Source organism: Arthrobacter sp. LAR12-1-1.1 (assembly GCF_040676555.1).
Lineage (GTDB): Bacteria > Actinomycetota > Actinomycetes > Actinomycetales > Micrococcaceae > Arthrobacter.
Genome location: NZ_JBEGIG010000034.1, coordinates 495,256 through 515,396 on the forward strand (window position 1 = coordinate 495,256; position 20,141 = coordinate 515,396).

Consider the following 20,141-nt stretch of genomic DNA (forward strand, 5'->3'; position numbering starts at 1 on the left):
GGAGGACGTCATGACCATAGAACCTCAACCACCCCTCTCCGCCGCGCGCCGTCCCCGTGGCGTTCCGGCCCGGCGTTCCCTCGCCGCCACCGCCGTCCTCCTCACGGGTTTGCTGGCGTTGGCCGCCTGCACGGGCGGCGCGAAGACCCCAGTGAGCGGAGCGGCGAACTACGAGCTGACCGCCACGACGCCGGCACCGGCGGGGGAACTGGGCTCCTTCACCTGGTCGATCTATGCGGAGCCCGCCTCCCTCGACTACGCGCACGCCTTCGACTACCCGGACAATCAGGTGCTCAGCAACGTGTGCGAGTCCCTGTTGCGCTGGAACGCGGACCTCAGTGTCTCGCCAGGCCTCGCGGAGAAGTGGGACAACCCGACGCCGACCACCTGGGTGTACTCCATCAGGCCGGGCGTCACCTTCCACGACGGCACGCCCCTCACGGCGGCGGACGTAGTCGCATCCCTCCAGCGCCATCTTGACCCTGCAGTCGGCTCATATTGGAACAGCTCGTACACCAACGTGTCCTCCATCGAGCAGACCGGCGAGATGCAGGTCACCGTCACCACCACGATTCCCGATTCACAGTTCAATCTCTCCATGGCAGCCAGCCCCGGCACCGTGGAGTCCGCCGCCACACTCGCCCGGGACGGCGCCGACTACGGCAACTCCACCGCCGGCGTCAACTGCACCGGCCCGTTCTCGCTCGGGAAGTGGGACTCGGGCGAGGCCATAACGCTCGAGCGCTACGACGCCTACTGGGACAAGAACCTCGTGGCCAAGTCCCAGCAGGTGAAGTTCGTGTTCCTGTCCGACCCGAACACACGCGTCAACGCCTTCAAATCCGGTGAGGTCGACGGCGGCTGGATGATCCCGTCGAACGCCATCGGAGGCCTTAAGTCCTCGCCGAACGGCAAGATCTACTTCGGCACCAGCACCGCGATCGCGAGCGAGATCGTCACGGACATGTCCGGCCCGCTCGGCGATGTGCGCGTCCGGAAGGCACTCATGATGGCGATCGACCGCCCAGGACTGGTTGCCGCGGCGGAACAGGGCCATGCCAAGGTGACGGACGCCCTGACCTCCCGCTCGGTCTGGAACGGGGCCCGGAAGGAGGTCTCTGACGGGGCATACGCCGGCCTGGAGAGCTACCCGCTGGATGTCGCCGCCGCCACAAAGCTTGTCAGCGACGCCGGGGCGACCGGCAAGGAAATCGTCATCGCCACCTCCCCGCTCTCCGCCGGAGCTGACGTCATCGCCCAGGCCGTCTCGTCCGCCGCGACCTCGATCGGCCTCAAACCGCGCATCGACTCGATTTCGCCCGCCAAGTACACGACACTGTTCTCCGACGCGGCCGCCCGGAAGGGCATCGACCTGCTGTACACCCAGTGGTATCTCTCGACCGCGGACCCGCTCGACATGTTCGGTGTCCTGCGCACCGGCCAGTTCAGCAACTACGGTGGATGGTCGAACCCGGAATACGACGCCGTCGTCAACAAGGCGGTTGGCATCGCCGATCCCAGCGACCGCGCCCGGGAAGCCGACAAGGCCCAGCACATCGTCAACGACGAGCTGCCGTGGCTGCCGCTCTATGAGGTGCCGACGACCGTGTGGCTGGGCTCCCGGATCACCGGGGTGTCGCCGTCGATCAATTACATGTACTTCCCGTGGGCGGCCACCATCGGTGCGCAGACATGACCATCGCCCTCATCCTGAAAAAGCTCGGCGCGCTTGTCCTGACCGTCTTCGTGGCCTCGGTCCTGGTCTTCTTCTCCATGTACCTCGTGCCCGGTGACCCCCTCGGTTTCCTCCTGCGCGGGCGCAGCCCTAGCCCGGAGGCCATCGCCGCGGTGACCGCACAGTACGGGCTCGACAAGCCGGTCCTGGCGCAGTACGTCGACTGGCTGGTCAATGTCCTGCACGGGAACTTCGGCCGGTCCTTCCAGTACCGCGAGGACGTCAGCACCCTGCTCGCCTCCCGCGCACCGACGACACTTGGGCTGATCGTCCTGGCCGGGCTCATCATCGCAGTGCTCGGTCTCGCGGCCGGTATCGTCTCGGCCCTCGCTCGCGGGAAGGCCGCGGACCGGATCATCCTCACCGCGTTGACGGGGCTCGCGGCGATCCCTTCCTTCGTCGGCGCCATCGTGCTCATCGCGCTCTTCGCCGTGCAGCTCGGCTGGTTCCCCTCATTCGGCAGCGGAACAGGGTTTCTGGACACGCTTTATCACCTCGTGCTCCCGGCCCTCGCCCTCGCTCTCGCCTTTGTGGCGCTCGTGGCACGGGTCACCAGATCCTCGATGCTGGATCAGCTCGGCCGGGAGCACGTGGAGGTCGCGGTGAGCCGCGGCGTCGCCCGCGGCGCCGTCGTGCGCCGGCACGTGCTGCGCAATGCGCTCGGGCCCATCCTCACGGTGAGCGGCGTCCTCGTCGCCGGCCTGCTCGTCGCCAGTGCCGTGGTGGAACAGGCCTTCGGGCTCTCCGGCATCGGCTCCCTGCTGGTCCAGTCCGTTGACCGGCTCGACTTCCCCGTCGTCCAGGTCATCGTGCTGCTCATTGTGCTGATCTTCGTGACCGTGAATACGGCCGTCGACCTGCTCGCTTCCGCCATCGACCCCCGCAGCAAGGCAGGTGCAGCAGCACGATGACCACGTCAACGTTCACCCGTACCGGGCTCCGCCCGTTCCGCCTCCCGGCAGGCAACGCCCTTTTCCTAACCAGCATCGTCATGGTGGGCATCATGGTCGCCGCCGCGGCAGCCGCGTCGATCATCGCTCCCTACGACCCCGACTTCGTCGACCTCGGAAACGTCCTGTCCGACCCCACGGCCGCGCACTGGCTCGGCACCGACGCCGCCGGCCGTGACACCCTGAGCCGGATGATGTTCGGCGCGCGGACCTCGCTGCTGGGCCCGCTTCTGGTCGTGGGGCTCTCGACGCTCCTCGGCATCGCGCTTGGGCTCCTGGCCGGTTGGTTCGGCGGCTGGATCGATTCGGTCCTGGGCCGGGTCTTCGACCTGCTTTTCGCGTTCCCCGCCCTGCTGCTCGCCATCCTTGCGGTCGCGCTCTTCGGCAAGGGGCTCACGGCGCCGGTGATCGCGATGATCATCGCCTACACCCCGTATGTAGCGAGATTCGTCCGATCGCTCGTCATCTCCGAACGCGCCCGGCCCTATGTTGCGGCCTACCGGGTGCAGGGATTCTCCGGTGGGTGGATCGCCGTCCGGCGGGTACTTCCCAATGTCATGCCGACCGTCGGGGCACAGTCCACCCTGAACTTCGGGTATGTGCTCGCTGACCTCGCGGCCCTGTCATTCCTTGGCCTCGGTGTGCAGCCACCGACGGCCGACTGGGGCTCAATGATCAACGACAGCCGGGGTGCGTTGCTGAGCGGCCAGGCGCTGCCCGCCTTGGTGCCGGCGATCGCCGTCGTGCTGGTCGTGATTGCTGTGAACGTCATCGGGGAAGAGCTCTCCGATCGAATCGGCGGAAGGCTGCCCTCATGACTTTGCTGGAGATTTCCGAGCTGACCATCGATTTGGCGGGCGGATCGGCTTCCCGCCTGCTGGACGGCATGTCCCTGCGCGTTGAAGCGGGAGAGACTGTGGGGCTCGTCGGGGAGTCCGGGTCAGGCAAGTCGCTGACCGCCCGGACCGTGCTCGGTCTCCTGCCGGCGGGCGCCCGCACCGGTGGATCCGTGCTTCTCGACGGAACGGACATGCTCCGCTGTTCCCCGGGGGAGGCCCTCGCGCGGCGACGCGGCACCGTCTCGATGGTGTTCCAGGATCCGCGTTCGGGGGTGAACCCGGTCCGGCGCATCGGTGACTTCCTCACCGAATCGCTCCGGCTGTGTCACGGCTGGTCGAGGCCCGATGCGGACAAGAGGGCGCTCGATCTGCTCCGTTCGGTCGGTTTGCCGCGGCCGGAGTCGCACCTTTCGCAGTTCCCGCACGAGCTCTCCGGCGGGATGCTGCAGCGGGTCATGATCGCCGGCGCTCTCACTACTTCGCCCCGCCTGCTCGTCTGCGATGAGCCGACGTCGGCGCTCGATGTAACGACCCAAGCGGAAATCATCGCCGTACTCAGGCAGCAACAGGAAACGCGCGGCATGGGAATGCTGTTCATTACGCATGACCTGAACCTCGCCTCGGCGCTGTGCGATCGGGTCTACGTGATCCACGCGGGGCTGATCGTCGAGCACGGCAACGCGCGGGCCGTCTTCGCGAACCCTCAGGCCGAGTACACGAAGCGGCTGATTGCGGCGACGCCGAGCATCACCTCCGCCGTTGCCCGGCCGGTGTTGGCCGATGCGAACGGCCCGAACCCCTTGGACGCACGCGTTGACGCCCCCGACCCGCGCACTCCGGCGCTCGAGGCCCGCGGGCTGACCAAGACATACTCGATTCGCGGCGCGGAGGACCTCCGCGCCGTCGACGACGTGTCCTTCTCGGTGGACCGGGGCGCAGCCCTGGCGCTCGTCGGCGAATCAGGCTCGGGCAAGTCCACACTGGCGAGAATGCTCGTGGGGCTGGAGCGTCCCGATGCGGGTGACATCCTTGTCGACGGGGTCTCGCGGTCCCAGCGCCCCGGCGGCCGCGAGGAAAGGCTGGGACGCGCCCGGGCCGTGCAGATCGTCTTCCAGGACCCGTATCTGTCCCTCGACCCCCGTATTTCGGCCGGGTCCGCGATCGAGGATGCCGTCCGCCTGCACTCGCCCTCGCGCCACGCCGACGCCCGGGCGCGTGTGCTGACGCTGCTCGATCAGGTCGGGCTCGCCGCAAAGCACGCCCAGGCCCGGCCGCGCACGCTCTCCGGCGGGCAGCGCCAGCGGGTCGCTATCGCCCGGGCCCTGGCAGCCTCACCGGAGGTCCTCGTGCTGGACGAGGCCACCAGCGCCCTCGACGTCTCGGTCCAGGCCCAGGTTCTCGACCTCATCGACGAAATCAGGCGCGAACGGGGGCTGACCCTTGTGTTCGTCAGCCATGACCTCGCCGTCGTCCGGCGCGTGTGCGAAACAACTGCCGTGATGCGTCAAGGCGCCGTGGTCGAATCCGGCGCAACGGCTGAGTTGCTCGAACACCCCCGGCACCCTTACACGCGGCTCCTGATCGACTCCATCCCGAAACCCGGCTGGAGCCTCGATGCCATTGCACGGTGAGGCTCCAGCCCGGATCCCCAAAGCCATGTCCGTAGGCCCGCCCCTCTGCTGCCGGACGGTCCACCCCCACCACACACCATCGGAGCGACGCCATGACCACTTACGACACCGCCGAATCATCGACCAGCCGGCAACAAATCACAACGGCGCTCGACGGCGCCTCCCGGGCGCCCTACTGGCTTGATGACCCGGCCCGTCCCCAGCCCCTGGCCGCACTGGCTTCGGACACCACCACGGATCTGGCCGTCGTCGGAGGCGGCTACACCGGGCTCTGGACGGCACTCATGGCCAAAGAACGTGACCCCGGCCGCCGGGTGGTGCTGCTGGAAGGAAACCGTATCGGTTGGGCCGCGTCCGGCCGGAACGGCGGCTTCTGCGACGCCAGCCTGACCCACGGCGAGGCCAACGGGGAAAAGCACCTCCCCGACGAATCAGCACGCCTCCATGAACTGGGGATGGAGAACCTGCAGGAAATCTCAGACGCGATCAAGAAGTACGGCATCGACTGCGGCTTCGAATGGACGGGGACTCTCAACGTCGCCACAGAAGACCACCAGGTCGCGTGGCTGCGGGCCGAGAAAGGCAAGAACCCGGACGTCCTATTCCTGGATGAAACGGCCATCCGCGCCGAAGTGGACTCTCCCGTCTACAGGGCCGGGCTCTGGGACAAAAAGGGCAGCGCCATGCTCAACCCCGCCCGGCTTGCCTGGGGCCTGCAACGCGCCTGCCTGGAACTCGGCGTCGAAATCTACGAACACACGCCCGTCCGCGGCCTCACCCGCACCCCCCACGGCGTCCGGCTTGCAACGGACGCCGGAACGGTCACGGCCGCCGACGTGGCGCTGGCCACCAACGTCTTCCCCTCCCTGCTCAAACGGACCCGCCTGCACACCGTCCCGGTCTACGACTACGTGCTGATGACCGAGCCGCTCAGCGCCGAACAGCTGGCCGCCATCGGCTGGTCCAACCGGCAGGGACTGTCCGACCTGAACAACCGCTTCCACTACTACCGGCTCACCGAGGACAACCGCATCCTCTTTGGCGGTTACGACGCGGTCTACTACTTCGGCCGCACCGTCAAACCGGAATATGACCAGCGCGAGCAGACCTTCGAACGGCTTGCGGCACATTTTTTCGCGACGTTCCCGCAGCTCGACGGCGTCAGCTTCACCCACAAGTGGGGCGGAGCCATCGATACTTGCAGCCGCTTCTTCTCCTTCTTCACCACCGCGCACGGCGGACGTGTCGCTTACTCCGCGGGTTACACCGGACTGGGCGTCGGGGCCACTCGCTTCGGGGCCAGCGTCATGCTGGACCTGCTCTCCGGATCCACCACCGAACGCACCCGGCTCCGCATGGTCCGGAAGCGCCCGCTGCCCTTCCCGCCCGAGCCGCTGGCCTGGCTCGGCGTCAAGATCACCACCGCGGCGATGGTCCGCGCAGACCGGAACCAGGGCCGGCGCGGGCCGTGGCTGAAACTCATGGACGCGGTTGGAATGGGGTTTGACTCCTGATGAGACTCGAACTGATTCCCGGCGCTCCGGTGGACACGACAGCGCTTTCCTTGCTGCACGAAGAAGTGCAACCCGGGAAGGTAGCCTCCGGCGCACCGACCACGGCCACCCATGCACTGGGCAGCTTTGCAGACCTGGCACTCGGTGTCTGGGAAATGTCTGCCGGCGGCATGTACGACGTCGAGGCGGAGGAACTCTTCATCGTCATCGCAGGGAGGGCCACCGTGGAAATCCACGGGGACGACCGCGGGGCGGGCAGCGCGGCCCTCTCGCCAGGAACACTGATGCGCCTGGGCGCGGGCATGCGCACCACCTGGACCGTCCACGAACGCCTGCGCAAGGTCTACCTCAGCCCCTAGCGACCCACACACTCTTGTAATCCAGCTCAACCACTGATTGAAGAAAAGGTGATATCCGTGACCAAGCTAGCTGAGCAGCGGAACCGGACCGATTTGAAGGCCGCAGCGCGGGACAATCTCTGGCTGCACTTTTCCGCCCACCCCCAGACGAACGACGAGCTGCCGATGATCGTGCGCGGCGAGGGCGCCTACATTTACGACGACAAAGGGCGCAAGTACCTCGACGGACTCGCGGGCCTGTTCACAGTACAGGTGGGCCACGGCCGCACGGAACTGGCCGACGTCATGGCCCGCCAGGGCTCCGAACTCGCGTTCTTCCCCCTGTGGTCGTTCGCCAACAAGCCCGCCACGGAACTGGCCGAACGCCTGGCGCAGCTCGCCCCTCAGGGCCTGAACAAGGTGTTCTTCACGAACAGCGGCTCCGAGTCGGTGGAGTCGGCATGGAAGCTGGCGAAGCAGTACTTCCGGCTGACCGGACGGCCGCAGAAGCACAAGGTCATCTCGAGGTCCACGGCGTACCACGGCACCACGCACGGCGCCCTGTCCATCACCGGGATCACGGATCTGAAGGTTGATTTCGAGCCGCTGGTGCCCTCCACGCACCGTGTCCCCAACACCAACTTCTACCGGGCCGCGCAGCACCCAAACGACCCTGCTGCCTATGGGCTGTGGGCTGCCAACGAAATCGAGGCCGCCATCCTGGCCGAAGGCCCGGAAACCATTGCCGCCGTCTTCCTGGAGCCGGTGCAGAACGCCGGCGGCTGCTTTCCGCCCCCGCCGGGCTACTTCCAGCGGGTGCGCGAAATCTGCGACCAGTACGACGTCCTGCTGGTCAGCGATGAGGTCATTTGTGCGTTCGGGCGGCTCGGCACCTACTTCGGTGCCGAGAAATTCAACTACGTTCCGGACATCATCACCTGCGCCAAGGGCCTTACCAGCGGCTACGTGCCCATGGGTGCCATGATCTCCTCGGACCGCCTCTTCGAGCCCTTCGCAAAGGGCGATGCCTTCTTCAAACACGGCTACACGTTCGGCGGCCATCCCGTTGCCGCCGCCGTGGCGCTGGCCAATCTGGACATCTTCGAGCGCGAGGGCCTCAACCAGCACGTCCTGGGGAACGAGGATGCCTTCCGCAACACCCTCGAAAAGCTCCTTGACCTGCCGGTCGTGGGGGACGTGCGCGGCAGCGGCTACTTCTATGGCATCGAACTGGTCAAGGACAAGGCGACCAAGGAAACGTTCACCCCGGAGGAAAGCCACCGGATCCTCAAGACCTTCCTCTCCAAAGAGCTCTTCGAAAACGGCCTGTACTGCAGGGCCGACGACAGGGGGGACCCCGTCATCCAGCTCTCCCCGCCGTTGATCGTCGGGCAGTCCGAGTTCGACGAAATGGAGCAGATCCTGCGGCACACGTTGACGGCCGCCGAAGCCCTGCTCTAGCCCGGCAACGGGGACGGTTCCCACCGCCCCGCTCTGAACGACCTCTTGTCGGCCAAGAGCGCCTCCGCCGCGCAGGCGCTTCGCCGACGTCAAACAAGAAAAGGAAGACACACATGCACCAGTTCATCTCCGGGCAATCCCAGACCGGCACCTCCGGCCGCAAACTGGATATTGTCGATCCGTCCACCGGTGCAGTGGTGGAAACGGTCACCCTCGCGAGTGCCGCCGACGTCGACCTCGCCGTGGCTGCCGCGCGGGCCGCATTCCCGGCATGGTCCACCACCACCCCGGGTGAGCGCTCAGCGGTGCTTTCCCGTTTCGCCCGGCTGCTGGAGGACCAGGCGGAGGACTACGCCCTGGCGGAAAGCCGTCAGACCGGCAAGCCGCTTCGTCTTGCCCGCGAGTTCGATATCCCGGGGACCATCGACAACGCGGACTTTTTCGCCGGGGCCGCCAGGAGCCTTGAAGGCAAAGCCACCGCGGAGTACTCCCCGGACCACACGTCCAGCATCCGCCGCGAACCCATCGGCGTGATCGGATCGATCTCGCCGTGGAACTATCCGCTGCAGATGGCGGCGTGGAAGATCCTTCCTGCCATCGCCGCCGGAAACACCATCGTCCTTAAACCGGCCGAAATCACTCCACTGACTACCCTGATGTTCGCCCGGACCCTGCAGCAGGCGGGCCTGCCGGACGGTGTGGTGAACATCATCGTCGGTGACGGGCCCGAAGCCGGCGCAGCACTCATGCGCCACCCGGAGGTCGACATGGTCTCCTTTACCGGTTCCACCAGCGTAGGCCGGACCGTCCTGGAAGCCGCCTCCACCAACTCCAAACGGGTCCATCTGGAGCTCGGCGGGAAGGCGCCGTTCGTCGTTTTCGAGGACGCCGACCTCGAGGCAGCCGCCCACGGTGCCGTCGCCGGAAGCCTGATCAACACCGGACAGGACTGCACGGCCGCGACGCGGGCCATCGTGCACCACAGTGTCTACGAGGAGTTTGTTACCAAGGTCGCTGAGCTCTACCGGGGAATCCGGGTGGGAGCGCCGGCGGACGAGGAGACCGACATCGGGCCCATGGTCTCCTACGCCCACCGGGACCGGGTGGCCTCGATCGTGGACCGCGCCCGGGGTTACGCCACAGTGGTCACCGGCGGCGTAATCCCCGGCGGAGACCTGGCCGCGGGCGCCTTCTACACCCCCACGCTGATCATCGACGCCGCGCCGGACAGCGAAATTGTCCGCAATGAGGTCTTCGGTCCCGTACTGACGGTGCTGCCCTTCGCCACCGACGACGACGCCATCGCCTTGGCCAACGACACCCCGTACGGGCTCGCGGCTTCGGCCTGGACCCGCGACGTGTACCGCTCCCTGCGGGCCAGCCGCGAGATCAAGGCCGGCTGCGTATGGATCAACGACCACATCCCGATCATCAGTGAAATGCCCCACGGCGGCGTGAAGGAGTCAGGCTTCGGGAAAGACATGTCCGCCTACTCGTTCGACGAATACACCCAGATCAAACACGTCATGTTCGACATCACCGGAATCGCCCACAAGGACTGGCACCGGACCATCTACCGGCTCCGCTGACGGCTGGGGACGGCCAAGGCGCGGACGAGGGTGGCGCGGGCTCCTGAAGCGACATTGCCTTGGGGCCGACGCCCGTCTACTAGACTGGGGACAGTGACCCTAAGCCTTGCCGAGAACCCGCGCCGTGCCCTGTGCCCGTGCCGTGTGCTGTGGCATGATCCGACTCGTAGCTAAGAACAGTAGATGACTGAAACTTTGCCGGGCGCCGCCGTCCCGAATCCTTTGGATGAAGCCGCCATTACCGCTGCCGTAGACCAGGCCGTTGCCGCCATCGCCGCTGCCGCGACCCTCGATGAACTCAAGGCCGTGCGCCTCGCGCACACGGGCGAAAAGTCCGCGCTGAGCCTCGCCAACCGTGAGATCGGGGCGCTTCCCAAGGACCAGAAGGCCGCCGCCGGCAAGCTCATGGGCGCCTCCAGGGGACGCGTCAACAAGGCCCTCGCGGACCGGACGGTAGAGCTCGAGGCCGAGAACGACGCGCGGATCCTCGTCGAAGAGACTGTGGATGTCACGGCGGCACCGCGCCGGCGCCGTGCCGGTGCACGCCACCCGCTGTCCACGCTGCAGGACCGGGTGGCGGACATCTTTGTCGGCATGGGCTGGGAAATCGCCGAAGGGCCCGAGGTCGAGTCCGAGTGGTTCAACTTCGATGCTCTGAACTTCAAGCCGGACCACCCCGCCCGCGACATGCAGGACACGTTCTTCGTCGAGCCGCCCGAAGCCCACCTGCTCATGCGCACGCACACCTCCCCGGTGCAGGTCCGCTCCATGCTGGAACGGGAGCTGCCCATCTACGTGCTGTGCCCGGGCAAGGTGTTCCGCACGGACGAGCTCGACGCGACGCACACTCCCGTGTTCCACCAGTTCGAGGGCCTGGCCATCGACAAGAAGCTGAGCATGGCGGACCTCCGCGGCACCCTGGAGCACTTCGCACGCCAGATGTTCGGTGCGGAAGCCCAGATCCGGCTGCGCCCCAACTATTTCCCGTTCACCGAGCCGTCCGCAGAGCTCGATATCTGGCACCCGGGCGCCAAAGGCGGCCCCAGCTGGATCGAGTGGGGCGGCTGCGGCATGGTCAACGCCAACGTCTTGCGCGCCGCGGGCATCGATCCGGACGTCTATTCCGGTTTTGCCTTCGGCATGGGCATCGAACGCACCCTCATGTTCCGCAACGAGGTTGGCGACATGCGCGACATGATTGAAGGCGACGTACGTTTCAGCGAGCACTTCGGGATGGAGATCTAAACAGTGCGTATCCCACTTTCCTGGCTGCGCGAATTCGCGCAGGTACCGGCCGAAGCAACGGCCGAAGACGTCATGGCCGAGCTCGTCAAGGTCGGACTCGAAGAAGAAGCAGTCCACCGCCCCACGGACACCCTCCAGGGTCCGATCGTGGTGGGCCAGGTGCTGAGCATCGTCAAGGAACCCCAGACCAACGGCAAGACCATCAACTGGTGCCAGGTCCGGGTTGTCCCCGAGGGCCAGCAGCAGACCCTGACCGGCGACGGCATCGACCCCTCCGGCGTGCAGGGCATCATCTGCGGCGCCCACAACTTCGTCGAAGGCGACAAGGTGGTGGTCACCCTCCCGGGCGCGGTGCTGCCGGGCGACTTCCACATTTCCGCGCGCAAGACCTACGGACACCTCTCCGCCGGCATGATCGCCTCCGTGCGTGAGCTCGGCATCGGCGAGGACCACGACGGCATCCTGGTGCTGTCGAGGATCGGGCTGGATCCCGAAATCGGCACCGACGCCATGGAACTGCTGGGCCTTTACGACCAGGCCGCGGAAATCAACGTCACCCCGGACCGCAGCTACTGCTTCTCCATCCGCGGTGCGGCCCGTGAATACGCGCACGCCACCGGCACCGCATTCACGGACCCGGTCTCCAAGGTCCGGGTCCCGGAGGCGCTGTCCGGCGGCTACGGCGTCAAGCTCAACGACGACGCCCCCATCTACGGCAAGCCCGGCTGCGACCGTTTTGTGGCCCGCACCGTGCGCGGTGTCGATGCCACCCGGCCCACCCCGCCGTGGATGACCTCCCGTCTCCGGCTCGCCGGCATCCGGTCCATCTCCTTGCCGGTGGATATCTCCAACTACGTCATGCTCGAGCTCGGGCAGCCGAACCACTGCTATGACCTGGACAAGCTGGCCGGCGACATCGTCGTCCGGCGCGCCACGGCAGGGGAGAAGATCACCACCCTGGACGAGAAGGAGCGCACGCTCGACGTCGAGGATCTGCTGATCACGGACGAATCCGGGCCGATCGGAATCGCCGGCGTCATGGGCGGTGCCCACACCGAGGTGTCCGATGCCACCACGAACGTCCTGGTTGAGGCCGCGCACTTCGACGAAGTCTCGATCGCCCGCGCCCGCCGCCGCCACAAGCTGCCATCCGAGGCGTCAAAGCGCTTCGAACGCGGCGTGGACTGGCAGGTGGCCGATGTCGCCGCCCAGCGTGTGGTGGACCTGCTGGTCGACCTCGCCGGCGGAACGGCCGACGAAGCCGGGACCGACGTCGGGACCGCGCCGGACGCCGTCACCATCGAACTGTCGGCAGAGTACGCGGCAGCCCGGATCGGGATCGACTTCACCGAGGAACAGATCCTGACCTCGCTCGAAGACCTCGGCGCCGTGGTTGCCAAGACCGGCAACGGCTACACGGTGACGGCCCCGAGCTGGCGCCACGACCTCGAGACGAAGGACGACCTCACCGAGGAAATCGCCCGGCTGGTCGGCTACGACAAGATCCCGGCCACCCTGCCGGTGGCGCCCCCGGGCCGTGGCCTGACCCGCGTCCAGCAGCAGCGCCGCCGCCTGATCCAGGCCCTCGCCGATGCCGGACTCACCGAGGTGCTGGCCTACCCGTTCGTCTCCAAGGCCGCCAATGACACCTTTGGCGTCCCCGTCGAGGGCGCGGAGCGCAAGGCTCTCAAGCTGGCCAACCCGATCAGCGAGGAGCACGGCTTCCTGCGGACCTCCGTCCTGCCGGGCCTGATCGAGGTTGCCAAGCGCAACCACTCCCGCGGTTTCCGCGATCTCGCCCTCTTCGAGGCCGGTCTCGTGTTCCTGCCCGGGGACCAGCTTGGCACCGCCGCGATTCCGCCGCTCGGCGTCAAGCCCAGCGACGAGGTACTGGACGGCCTGTACGACGGCGTCCCGGACCAGCCGCTGCACCTCGCCGCTGTGCTCACGGGGCACGACTCTCCTGCCGCCCCGGCCCACAGCCCGCGGGCGTGGGACTGGGCGGACGCGGTGGACATCGCCCGGATCGCCGGGGACGTGCTCGGCGTCGAACTCCTGGTCACGCAGGGCCGGCACCAGGCCTTCCACCCGGGCCGGGCAGCGCAGCTTGAACTGCGCACCGGCGAAGTCGTGGGCTACGCCGGCGAGCTGCACCCGAAGCTGCTGGCGGCACATGACATGCCGGCCCGTTCCGTGGCGCTGGAACTGAACGCCGACGCCCTCTTCGAGGCGGCTGCCGACGTGATCGTGGCCCGGCACATCTCGACGTACCCCGTGGCCACCCAGGACGTGGCCCTCGTGGTGCCGCAGGACGTCCCGGCGGAAGAGGTGCTGGCGGCCCTGCGTGAAGGCGCCGGCGAGCTGCTCGAAGACGTTGCACTGTTCGACGTCTACGCGGGCAAGGGCATCGAGGAGGGCAAGAAGTCGCTGGCCTTCAGCCTGCGCTTCCGCGCCAACGACCGCACCCTGACGGCCGACGAGGCCTCGGCGGCGCGTGAAGGTGCCGTTGCCGCTGCCCACGAACGCTTCGGAGCGGTGCAGCGCTGAGGACTGCGCTGGTGACAGCGCTGGCTTTCTGAAAGGGGCGGGTCATGGCACCACACCTTGTTGTGCGTGCCTGCCCGCCCTTTGGCGTTCCAGGAGACCGCGGTGTGCCGCGGCCTCCTGCGGAATCCCCGGCTGCGTCGGAGCTGGAACGCGACTCGCGTTCCCTGCTGGACGGGGCCGAGCTCGAGCGGGCCCGGGCCATGACCCCGCGGACCCGGCAGGACTTCCTCGCCGGCCGGCTCGCGCAGCGGCGGTTCGCCGCCGGCCTGCTCGGCGTCCCGGCGTCGGACCTCACAGCCTGGTACAGCTGTCCACGCTGCGGCACGGGCTCGAACATCTCACACGGCAAGCCCGGCTACCAGCTCCGCGGCGAGGCCGTGCCGCTGCTGCTGAGCCTGTCCCGCGCGGCCGGCTGGACGCTTCTGGCCGGGCTCGTGGACCCGGATCCGGGCCAGCGCCTGGGCATCGACGTCGAGGATCCGGCCCGGGCGGACTTCGATGGGTTCGACGATGTCGTGTTGACCCCGGCCGAACAACTGCACCTCGCCGGCCTGGACGGCATCGCTCTGCTGCGCGGCCGGGCACGGCTCTGGGCGCGCAAGGAGGCGTGGCTCAAGATGCTGGGCACGGGGCTGCAGACGGCGCCGGACACCCTCGACGTGCTCGCCCCGACCGTGGACGGCCGTGCCGGGCTCCGGGACCTGCCGCCGGCCGAGACAGGACTGCCCGCGGACCTCGTGGCCGCCGTCGCCGCCGCGGTCCTTCCCTAGTCCTTCCCTCAGAGCCTGGGCGGTGCTGCCTGCGGGAGCGGCGGGAGGGTGTGGTCAAACAGCCACGGGTGCAGCAGGGCCTCTGCGTCGAGGCCTGTCGTGTGGGCGGCCGCGACGATGAAGTCGGCAGTGGTCACGGTGCCGTGGCGGAAGCGGTCCGTCCAGTCGTGCAGCAGGGCGAAGAATGCGAGGTCGCCGCAGCGAACCCGCAGTGCGTGCAGGGCCAGGGCTCCGCGTTTGTAGACCCGGTCGTCAAACATCAGCTCCGGGCCGGGATCGCCCACCATCAGGTCCTGCGGGGCAGCGGCGAGCTTGCGCCAGGCGGCGCGGGCGCGGGCCGCCACCGACATGATGCCGGCCTCTTCAGACCAGAGCCATTCCGCGTAGCAGGCAAAGCCCTCGTGCAGCCAGATGTCTTTCCACGTCGCAGTGGTGAGCGAATTCCCGAACCACTGGTGGGCAAGTTCGTGGGCGACCATCCGCTGCGAATCCCAGTCCTGCCGCAAATGATTTGGGCCCAGGATGGACAGTGTCTGCGCTTCCAGCGGGATCTCCAGCACGTCTGAAGTGACCACCACGGTGTACTCCGGGAACGGATACGGGCCAAAGCAGTTGGTGAAGGTCCGCATCATGTCAGGCTGGCGGGCCAAGGCGGCCCGGGCGCCCGCCGCCAGCGCCGCCGGAACGGCCACGTACTGCGGCACATGCCCCGACGGCCGCTCGGCGTTGAGCGTCAGGAGTTCGTAGCGACCGATCTGCACCGTTGCGAGGTACGTGGCCATGGGTTCGGCCTGCTCGTACACCCAGCTCTCGCGGCTGGCCCGGCTGGTGCGGGAGAGCAGCACGCCGTTGCACACGGCCCGGTAGTTCGCGTCGGTGGTCACCGTGATGAGGTAGCTCGCCTTGTCCCGCGGGTGGTCATTGCAGGGGAACCAGGAGGCGGCGCCGTTGGGCTGGCCGGCGACCAGCACACCATCGGAGAGCTCTTCCCAGCCGACTTCGCCCCACAGGCCGCGGCGCGGCGCAGGGTAGCCCTCGTAGCGGATGTCCAGGGTGAAGGCCTCGTTGGCGAGCAGCGGACCGTCGGGGTAGATGACGAGCTGCTCGGCCCGCTGGGTGAACCTGCGCACCCTGCGTCCGTCGAGCTGGATCTTCGTGGCCCGCAGTCCGGCCAAGTCCAGGACGATCGCCGACGTCGGGAGCTGGGTGACGGCGTGCAGGACGGCGCGCCCGGCAAGACGGTTGCTGCTGACCCGGTAGTCCAGATCGAGTTCATAACGGGTGACGCGGTAGGCGTTGGTCCCGTGGCCCGGCATATAGGGGTCCGGTGCGCCGGCTGCCGGGCCGGTTGCCCGGCTGATCTCGCGGCTGATTTCCCGGCTGATTTCCCCGCCTGTGGCGGCGGCGCCGCTGCTTGGTGCGCTGGTGCTCAATGGACGGACCTTCGGGTTGTGGTGCGGGTGGACGTGCGCAGGCCGGGCCTACCGGGGCCCGGCGGGCGGCGCGGGCCCGTCCCACGGGCTGACCGGATTGCCCATCCAGTACGTCCCGGCGGGGACGGTTTCGCCCCGCATGACGAGGGACGCGGGACCCACCGTGCCGCCGCTGCCGATCCTGGCCTGCGGCAGGATGACGCCGTGCGGCCCCATGGTGGCTCCGTCATCGAGCGTAACAGTGTCGATGCTCATGACACGGTCATGGAACAGATGGGTCTGGACGACGCACCCGCGGTTGACGGTTGAGTTCCTGCCAAGGGTGACCAGGTCCGCCTCGGGCAGCCAGTAGCTTTCGCACCAGGTCCCCGCACCGATTTTCGCGCCGAGTGCCCGCAGCCACCACACGAGCGCCGGAGTCCCGGTGGCCGCCCGCGCGAACCACGGGGCGCTGACCATCTCAATGAAGGTGTCCACCACCTCGTTCCGCCAAATGAAGGAGCTCCACAGCGGGTGCTCGCCGGGGCGGATGCGGCCCACCAGCAGCCACTTGGCCGCTACGGCACTGCCCGCGGCTGTGGCCCCGGCAAGCAGGACCACCACCCCGCTCAGGACGGCGGCGATTCCATAATTGAAGACTGTCGCCATCGCGTCGAACGCGAGCATCACGCCGACGGCGATCGCGACTGTCAGCATGACCGGGACGAACCGGCACAGCTCCCACAGGGCGCGCGCGACCTTCAGCCTCCGGGGCGGCTGGTAGGTCCGGGTGTCGTCGGAGGCGATGGCGGTGCGCCGCAACCGCACGGGCGGGCTGCCGAGCCACGATGTGCCGGCCTTCGCCTTGGCCGGCGTCGCGGAGAGGACCGCCACGAGCGAGTTCTTGGGCACGTTGCGCCCGGCCGCCGTCATGCCCGAGTTGCCCAGGAAGGACCGTTTGCCGATCTTGGCCGGGGCAATCCGCATCCATCCGCCGTCGAGTTCGTAGGACGCCACCATGGTGTCGTCGGCCAGGAACGCGCCTTCGCCCACGGTGGTCATGCTCGGGATCAGCAGCACTGTCGAGGCTTCCACGTTGCGGCCGACCTTCGCGCCGAGGAGCCGCAGCCAGACCGGCGTAAAGAGGCTGGCGTAGACCGGGAACAGCAGATCCCGGGCCAGGTCCAGAACCCTCTCGGTCGCCCAGACCTGCCATCCGATCCGGCTCCTGACCCGGTAGTAGCCTTCTGCGAGGCCGACGCTGAGGAGCCTGGTCGTGGCCAGGATCAGCAGCAGGTTGGTCAGGAACCATGCCAGCGCTGCCAGGGGGATCGAGAGCACAATGCCGGGGAGGGCTGCGGGCAGGGAGGAGCTGCCCTGGATGAAGGCGAAGATCACGAAGGCCGCGACGGCGGCGGAGACATAGGGGATGAGCGCCAGCATGGCGGATGCCGCGGCGAAGCCGGCAAACCACAGCCGGCCCATCAGCCGGTGCTCGGGCGCGGAGTCCGGCCACGAGTGCCGCGCCTTGCCGCGGCGCTCGGCCGGTGACCCGGCTACCAGCTGCCCTGCCTTGACCTTCCCGATCACCGCGGAGCCCGGCTCCACCTGCGCGCCGGCACCCACGGTGGCGCCCGGCATGAGCGTGCTGCGGGCGCCGACGCTTGCGCCGGGGCCGATCCGGATCGCGCCGATGTGGACACGGTCGCCGTCGATCCACCAGCCGGACAGATCGACTTCAGGCTCGATGTTGGATCCGGCGCCGAGGGACAGCAGACCCGTGACGGGCGGCAGCGAGTGCAGCTGGACGTTCTCGCCGATCTTCGCGCCCAGCGCCTTCGCGTAGTAGGGCACCCAGGGCGCGCTGGCCAGGCTGATGGCGCCGGCGAGGTCCTGGATCTGTTCCGCGAGCCAGAGCCGGAGGTGCACCCGCCCGGACCGCGGATACGTGCCGGGCACGACGTTGCGGAGCAGGAGGCGCGCGGCGGCAACGGAGAGCAGCATCCGCCCGGCGGGGCTGACAAAGACCAGCCAGGAAGCGCCCACCCACCACCACGAGACCGTTGGCGCGGCGCTGAATCCGGCGAAGGCGGCCAGAAGATTGTTCGCGGCCATCAGGTAGGTCAGCCAGCGCATGCCGACGAGGATGTGCAAGGGAACGCCCAGGAGCGTCTGGAAGGCCTGGGACTTGCGCGCGGTGGGCCGGACGGTGCGCTCCTGGGCGGCGACCATTCCGCCCTCCGGCAGCGACTGCCGTGCCTCGTCCACCAGGGCGCCCACCCGGGGCGTCGCGTAGATATCGGCCACCGTGATGGTGGGGTAGCGGACGCGCAGGGCTGACACGAGCTGTGCAGCGGCCAGCGATCCGCCGCCGTAGGCGAAGAAATCGGCGTCGAGGCTGGTGACTGGGCTTCCCAGTACCGCGCTCCACTGCTCCACGATCCACTGCGCGTCATCGGGCAGGTTCAGCGGGGCGCCATCGGCCTCGACAGCTCCGGTTCCGCTCAGCGGCCAGGGCAAGGCGTGGCGGTCCACTTTGCCGCTGGTCTTGGTCGGCAGCGAATCGACGAGCGTCAGCAACGGGATGAGGGGCGCCGGCAGGCTCTCGCCCAGCAGTTCGCGCGCGGCCGCGAGGTCGATGTCCCGGCCCGAAACGGCGGCAAGGTAGCCGACCAGGATCTGGTTGCCGGCAGCGGTGGTCTGCACCGCCGCCGCGGCGCCGGCGACGTCCGGCAGCGACTGCAGGGCGGCGTCGATTTCGCCGAGCTCGATCCGGCGGCCGCCAAGCTTGACCTGTTCATCGGCGCGGCCCTGGAAAATGAGGCCCTCTGTTTCGTACTTCACGAGGTCGCCGGAGCGGTAGGCGCGCGGCCAGCCCAGGGACGGCATGGGGGCGTATTTTTCGGCGTCCTTGACCGGGTCAAGGTACCGGGCCAGCCCGACGCCGCCGATGATCAGTTCGCCCACCTCGCCTTCGGCGACGGGCAGCGAAGAGGCGTCGACGACGGCGAGGTCCCAGCCGTCCAGCGGCAGGCCGATCCGGACGGGGCCGGGCGCGCCGAGCCGCGCGGCACAGGCGACCACGGTGGCCTCGGTGGGCCCGTAGGTATTCCACACCTCGCGTCCTTCGACGGCGAGCCGCTCGGCAAGGTCAGGCGGACACGCTTCCCCGCCGAAGATGAGCAGCCGGACACTTTCCAGCGATTCCACGGGCCAGAGCGCGGCGAGCGTGGGGACGGTGGAGACCACAGTGATGCCGTGGCTGATCAGCCACGGGCCGAGGTCCATCCCGGTCCGGACCAGCGCCCGGGGTGCCGGAACAAGGCAGGCACCGTGGCGCCACGCGAGCCACATTTCCTCGCAGGAGGCATCGAAGGCAACGGACAGGCCGGCCAGCACCCGGTCCTGCGGGCCCACCGGATCGCCCTGCAGGAAGATGCGGGCCTCGGCGTCCACGAACGCGGCGGCCGAGCGGTGCTGGACCGCGACGCCTTTGGGTGTGCCGGTGGAGCCGGAGGTGAAGATGACCCACGCGTCGTCGTCGGGGCCTGGCGGCCTGGCATCGGGGAACGGCCGGGGGTGGTTGCTGTCCGTGACGATCTTCCCGCCGGCGCGGAGGATGGCGGCCACCCTGGCCTCGCCGAAGACCAGTTTGGCCCGCTCATCCGGATCGTCGGCGTCCACCGGGACGTAGGCCGCACCGACCAGCATTACCGCCAGGATCGAGACGTAGAGTTCGTTGGTGCCCGACGGTATCCGGACGCCGATCTTGTCTCCGGCGCCCAGCCCGGCGAGGTGCAGTTTCCGCGCGGTTGCCCGGACTTCGCCCATAAGCTGGGCGTAACTGAGCGAGCGGTGCCCGTCGTCGAGGGCGGAAGCGTCCGGGAACCGGGCGGCGGTATCGCGGAGGATGTCGATGAGCGTCCGCTCCGCCGGGGCGGAGCGTGCGCCCGGCAGCTGCGGCTCGTAGACGGTGGCGCTGGCAGCCGGAAGACTCTGCACCGTACCGGCGTCGGGGGCTTCACTCGGGGTCAGTCGTTGCTCGGTCACTGGCGCATTGTCCCTGCAGGAGATGAACGGATGGTGTTGCTGTGCGGCCTAGGAGACCGT

At 68.1% G+C, this 20,141-nt stretch carries 13 protein-coding genes; 11 read left to right on the forward strand and 2 right to left on the reverse strand.

Going from position 1 to position 20,141, the window contains the following annotated elements; translation table 11 throughout:
- Positions 1–10: 10 nt before the first annotated feature.
- The 11 genes from MRBLAR12_RS18390 to MRBLAR12_RS18440 all read left to right on the forward strand — a co-directional run bounded on the left by MRBLAR12_RS18390 (position 11) and on the right by MRBLAR12_RS18440 (position 14,619).
- On the forward strand, positions 11–1,696 hold the full coding sequence (locus MRBLAR12_RS18390) for an ABC transporter substrate-binding protein (protein ID WP_364747474.1): 1,686 nt from the start codon (positions 11–13) through the stop codon (positions 1,694–1,696).
- Positions 1,693–2,646 (forward strand): ABC transporter permease, encoded by a 954-nt coding sequence (locus tag MRBLAR12_RS18395; protein ID WP_364747476.1) that lies wholly within the window; start codon positions 1,693–1,695, stop codon positions 2,644–2,646. Before MRBLAR12_RS18390 ends, MRBLAR12_RS18395 begins: the two co-directional genes overlap by 4 nt.
- Positions 2,643–3,503 carry an ABC transporter permease gene (locus tag MRBLAR12_RS18400; RefSeq protein ID WP_229993942.1) on the forward strand — a complete coding sequence of 287 codons (861 nt, stop codon included), beginning with the start codon at positions 2,643–2,645 and terminating at the stop codon, positions 3,501–3,503. The genes MRBLAR12_RS18395 and MRBLAR12_RS18400 overlap by 4 nt, the downstream gene beginning before the upstream one ends.
- The gene (locus tag MRBLAR12_RS18405; protein WP_364747478.1) at positions 3,500–5,155 is read left to right on the forward strand and encodes an ABC transporter ATP-binding protein; all 1,656 of its coding nucleotides are present in this window, start codon (positions 3,500–3,502) and stop codon (positions 5,153–5,155) included. Before MRBLAR12_RS18400 ends, MRBLAR12_RS18405 begins: the two co-directional genes overlap by 4 nt.
- 92 nt (positions 5,156–5,247) lie before the next feature.
- The gene (locus MRBLAR12_RS18410; protein ID WP_364747480.1) at positions 5,248–6,669 is read left to right on the forward strand and encodes an NAD(P)/FAD-dependent oxidoreductase; all 1,422 of its coding nucleotides are present in this window, start codon (positions 5,248–5,250) and stop codon (positions 6,667–6,669) included.
- On the forward strand, positions 6,669–7,028 hold the full coding sequence (locus tag MRBLAR12_RS18415) for a cupin domain-containing protein (protein WP_229993939.1): 360 nt from the start codon (positions 6,669–6,671) through the stop codon (positions 7,026–7,028). Before MRBLAR12_RS18410 ends, MRBLAR12_RS18415 begins: the two co-directional genes overlap by 1 nt.
- 57 nt (positions 7,029–7,085) lie before the next feature.
- On the forward strand, positions 7,086–8,468 hold the full coding sequence (locus tag MRBLAR12_RS18420) for an aspartate aminotransferase family protein (RefSeq protein ID WP_364747482.1): 1,383 nt from the start codon (positions 7,086–7,088) through the stop codon (positions 8,466–8,468).
- Between the two features lie 113 nt (positions 8,469–8,581).
- Positions 8,582–10,057, forward strand: coding sequence for a gamma-aminobutyraldehyde dehydrogenase (locus tag MRBLAR12_RS18425; RefSeq protein WP_364747484.1), 1,476 nt, complete (start codon positions 8,582–8,584; stop codon positions 10,055–10,057).
- Between the two features lie 183 nt (positions 10,058–10,240).
- Positions 10,241–11,302, forward strand: coding sequence for a phenylalanine--tRNA ligase subunit alpha (gene pheS, locus MRBLAR12_RS18430; RefSeq protein ID WP_090576206.1), 1,062 nt, complete (start codon positions 10,241–10,243; stop codon positions 11,300–11,302).
- Between the two features lie 3 nt (positions 11,303–11,305).
- The gene (gene pheT, locus MRBLAR12_RS18435) at positions 11,306–13,849 is read left to right on the forward strand and encodes a phenylalanine--tRNA ligase subunit beta (RefSeq protein WP_364747486.1); all 2,544 of its coding nucleotides are present in this window, start codon (positions 11,306–11,308) and stop codon (positions 13,847–13,849) included.
- A 44-nt stretch (positions 13,850–13,893) separates the two neighbouring features.
- On the forward strand, positions 13,894–14,619 hold the full coding sequence (locus MRBLAR12_RS18440; RefSeq protein WP_229993935.1) for a 4'-phosphopantetheinyl transferase family protein: 726 nt from the start codon (positions 13,894–13,896) through the stop codon (positions 14,617–14,619).
- Positions 14,620–14,627: 8 nt separating this feature from the next.
- Here MRBLAR12_RS18440 and MRBLAR12_RS18445 read toward each other — a convergent pair whose 3' ends face one another.
- A complete protein-coding gene (locus MRBLAR12_RS18445; RefSeq protein WP_414645533.1) occupies positions 14,628–16,052 on the reverse strand; it encodes a M1 family metallopeptidase in 1,425 nt (474 codons plus the stop codon).
- 48 nt (positions 16,053–16,100) lie between these two features.
- Positions 16,101–20,033 carry a Pls/PosA family non-ribosomal peptide synthetase gene (locus MRBLAR12_RS18450; RefSeq protein WP_229993949.1) on the reverse strand — a complete coding sequence of 1,311 codons (3,933 nt, stop codon included), beginning with the start codon at positions 20,031–20,033 and terminating at the stop codon, positions 16,101–16,103.
- Positions 20,034–20,141 lie beyond the last annotated feature (108 nt).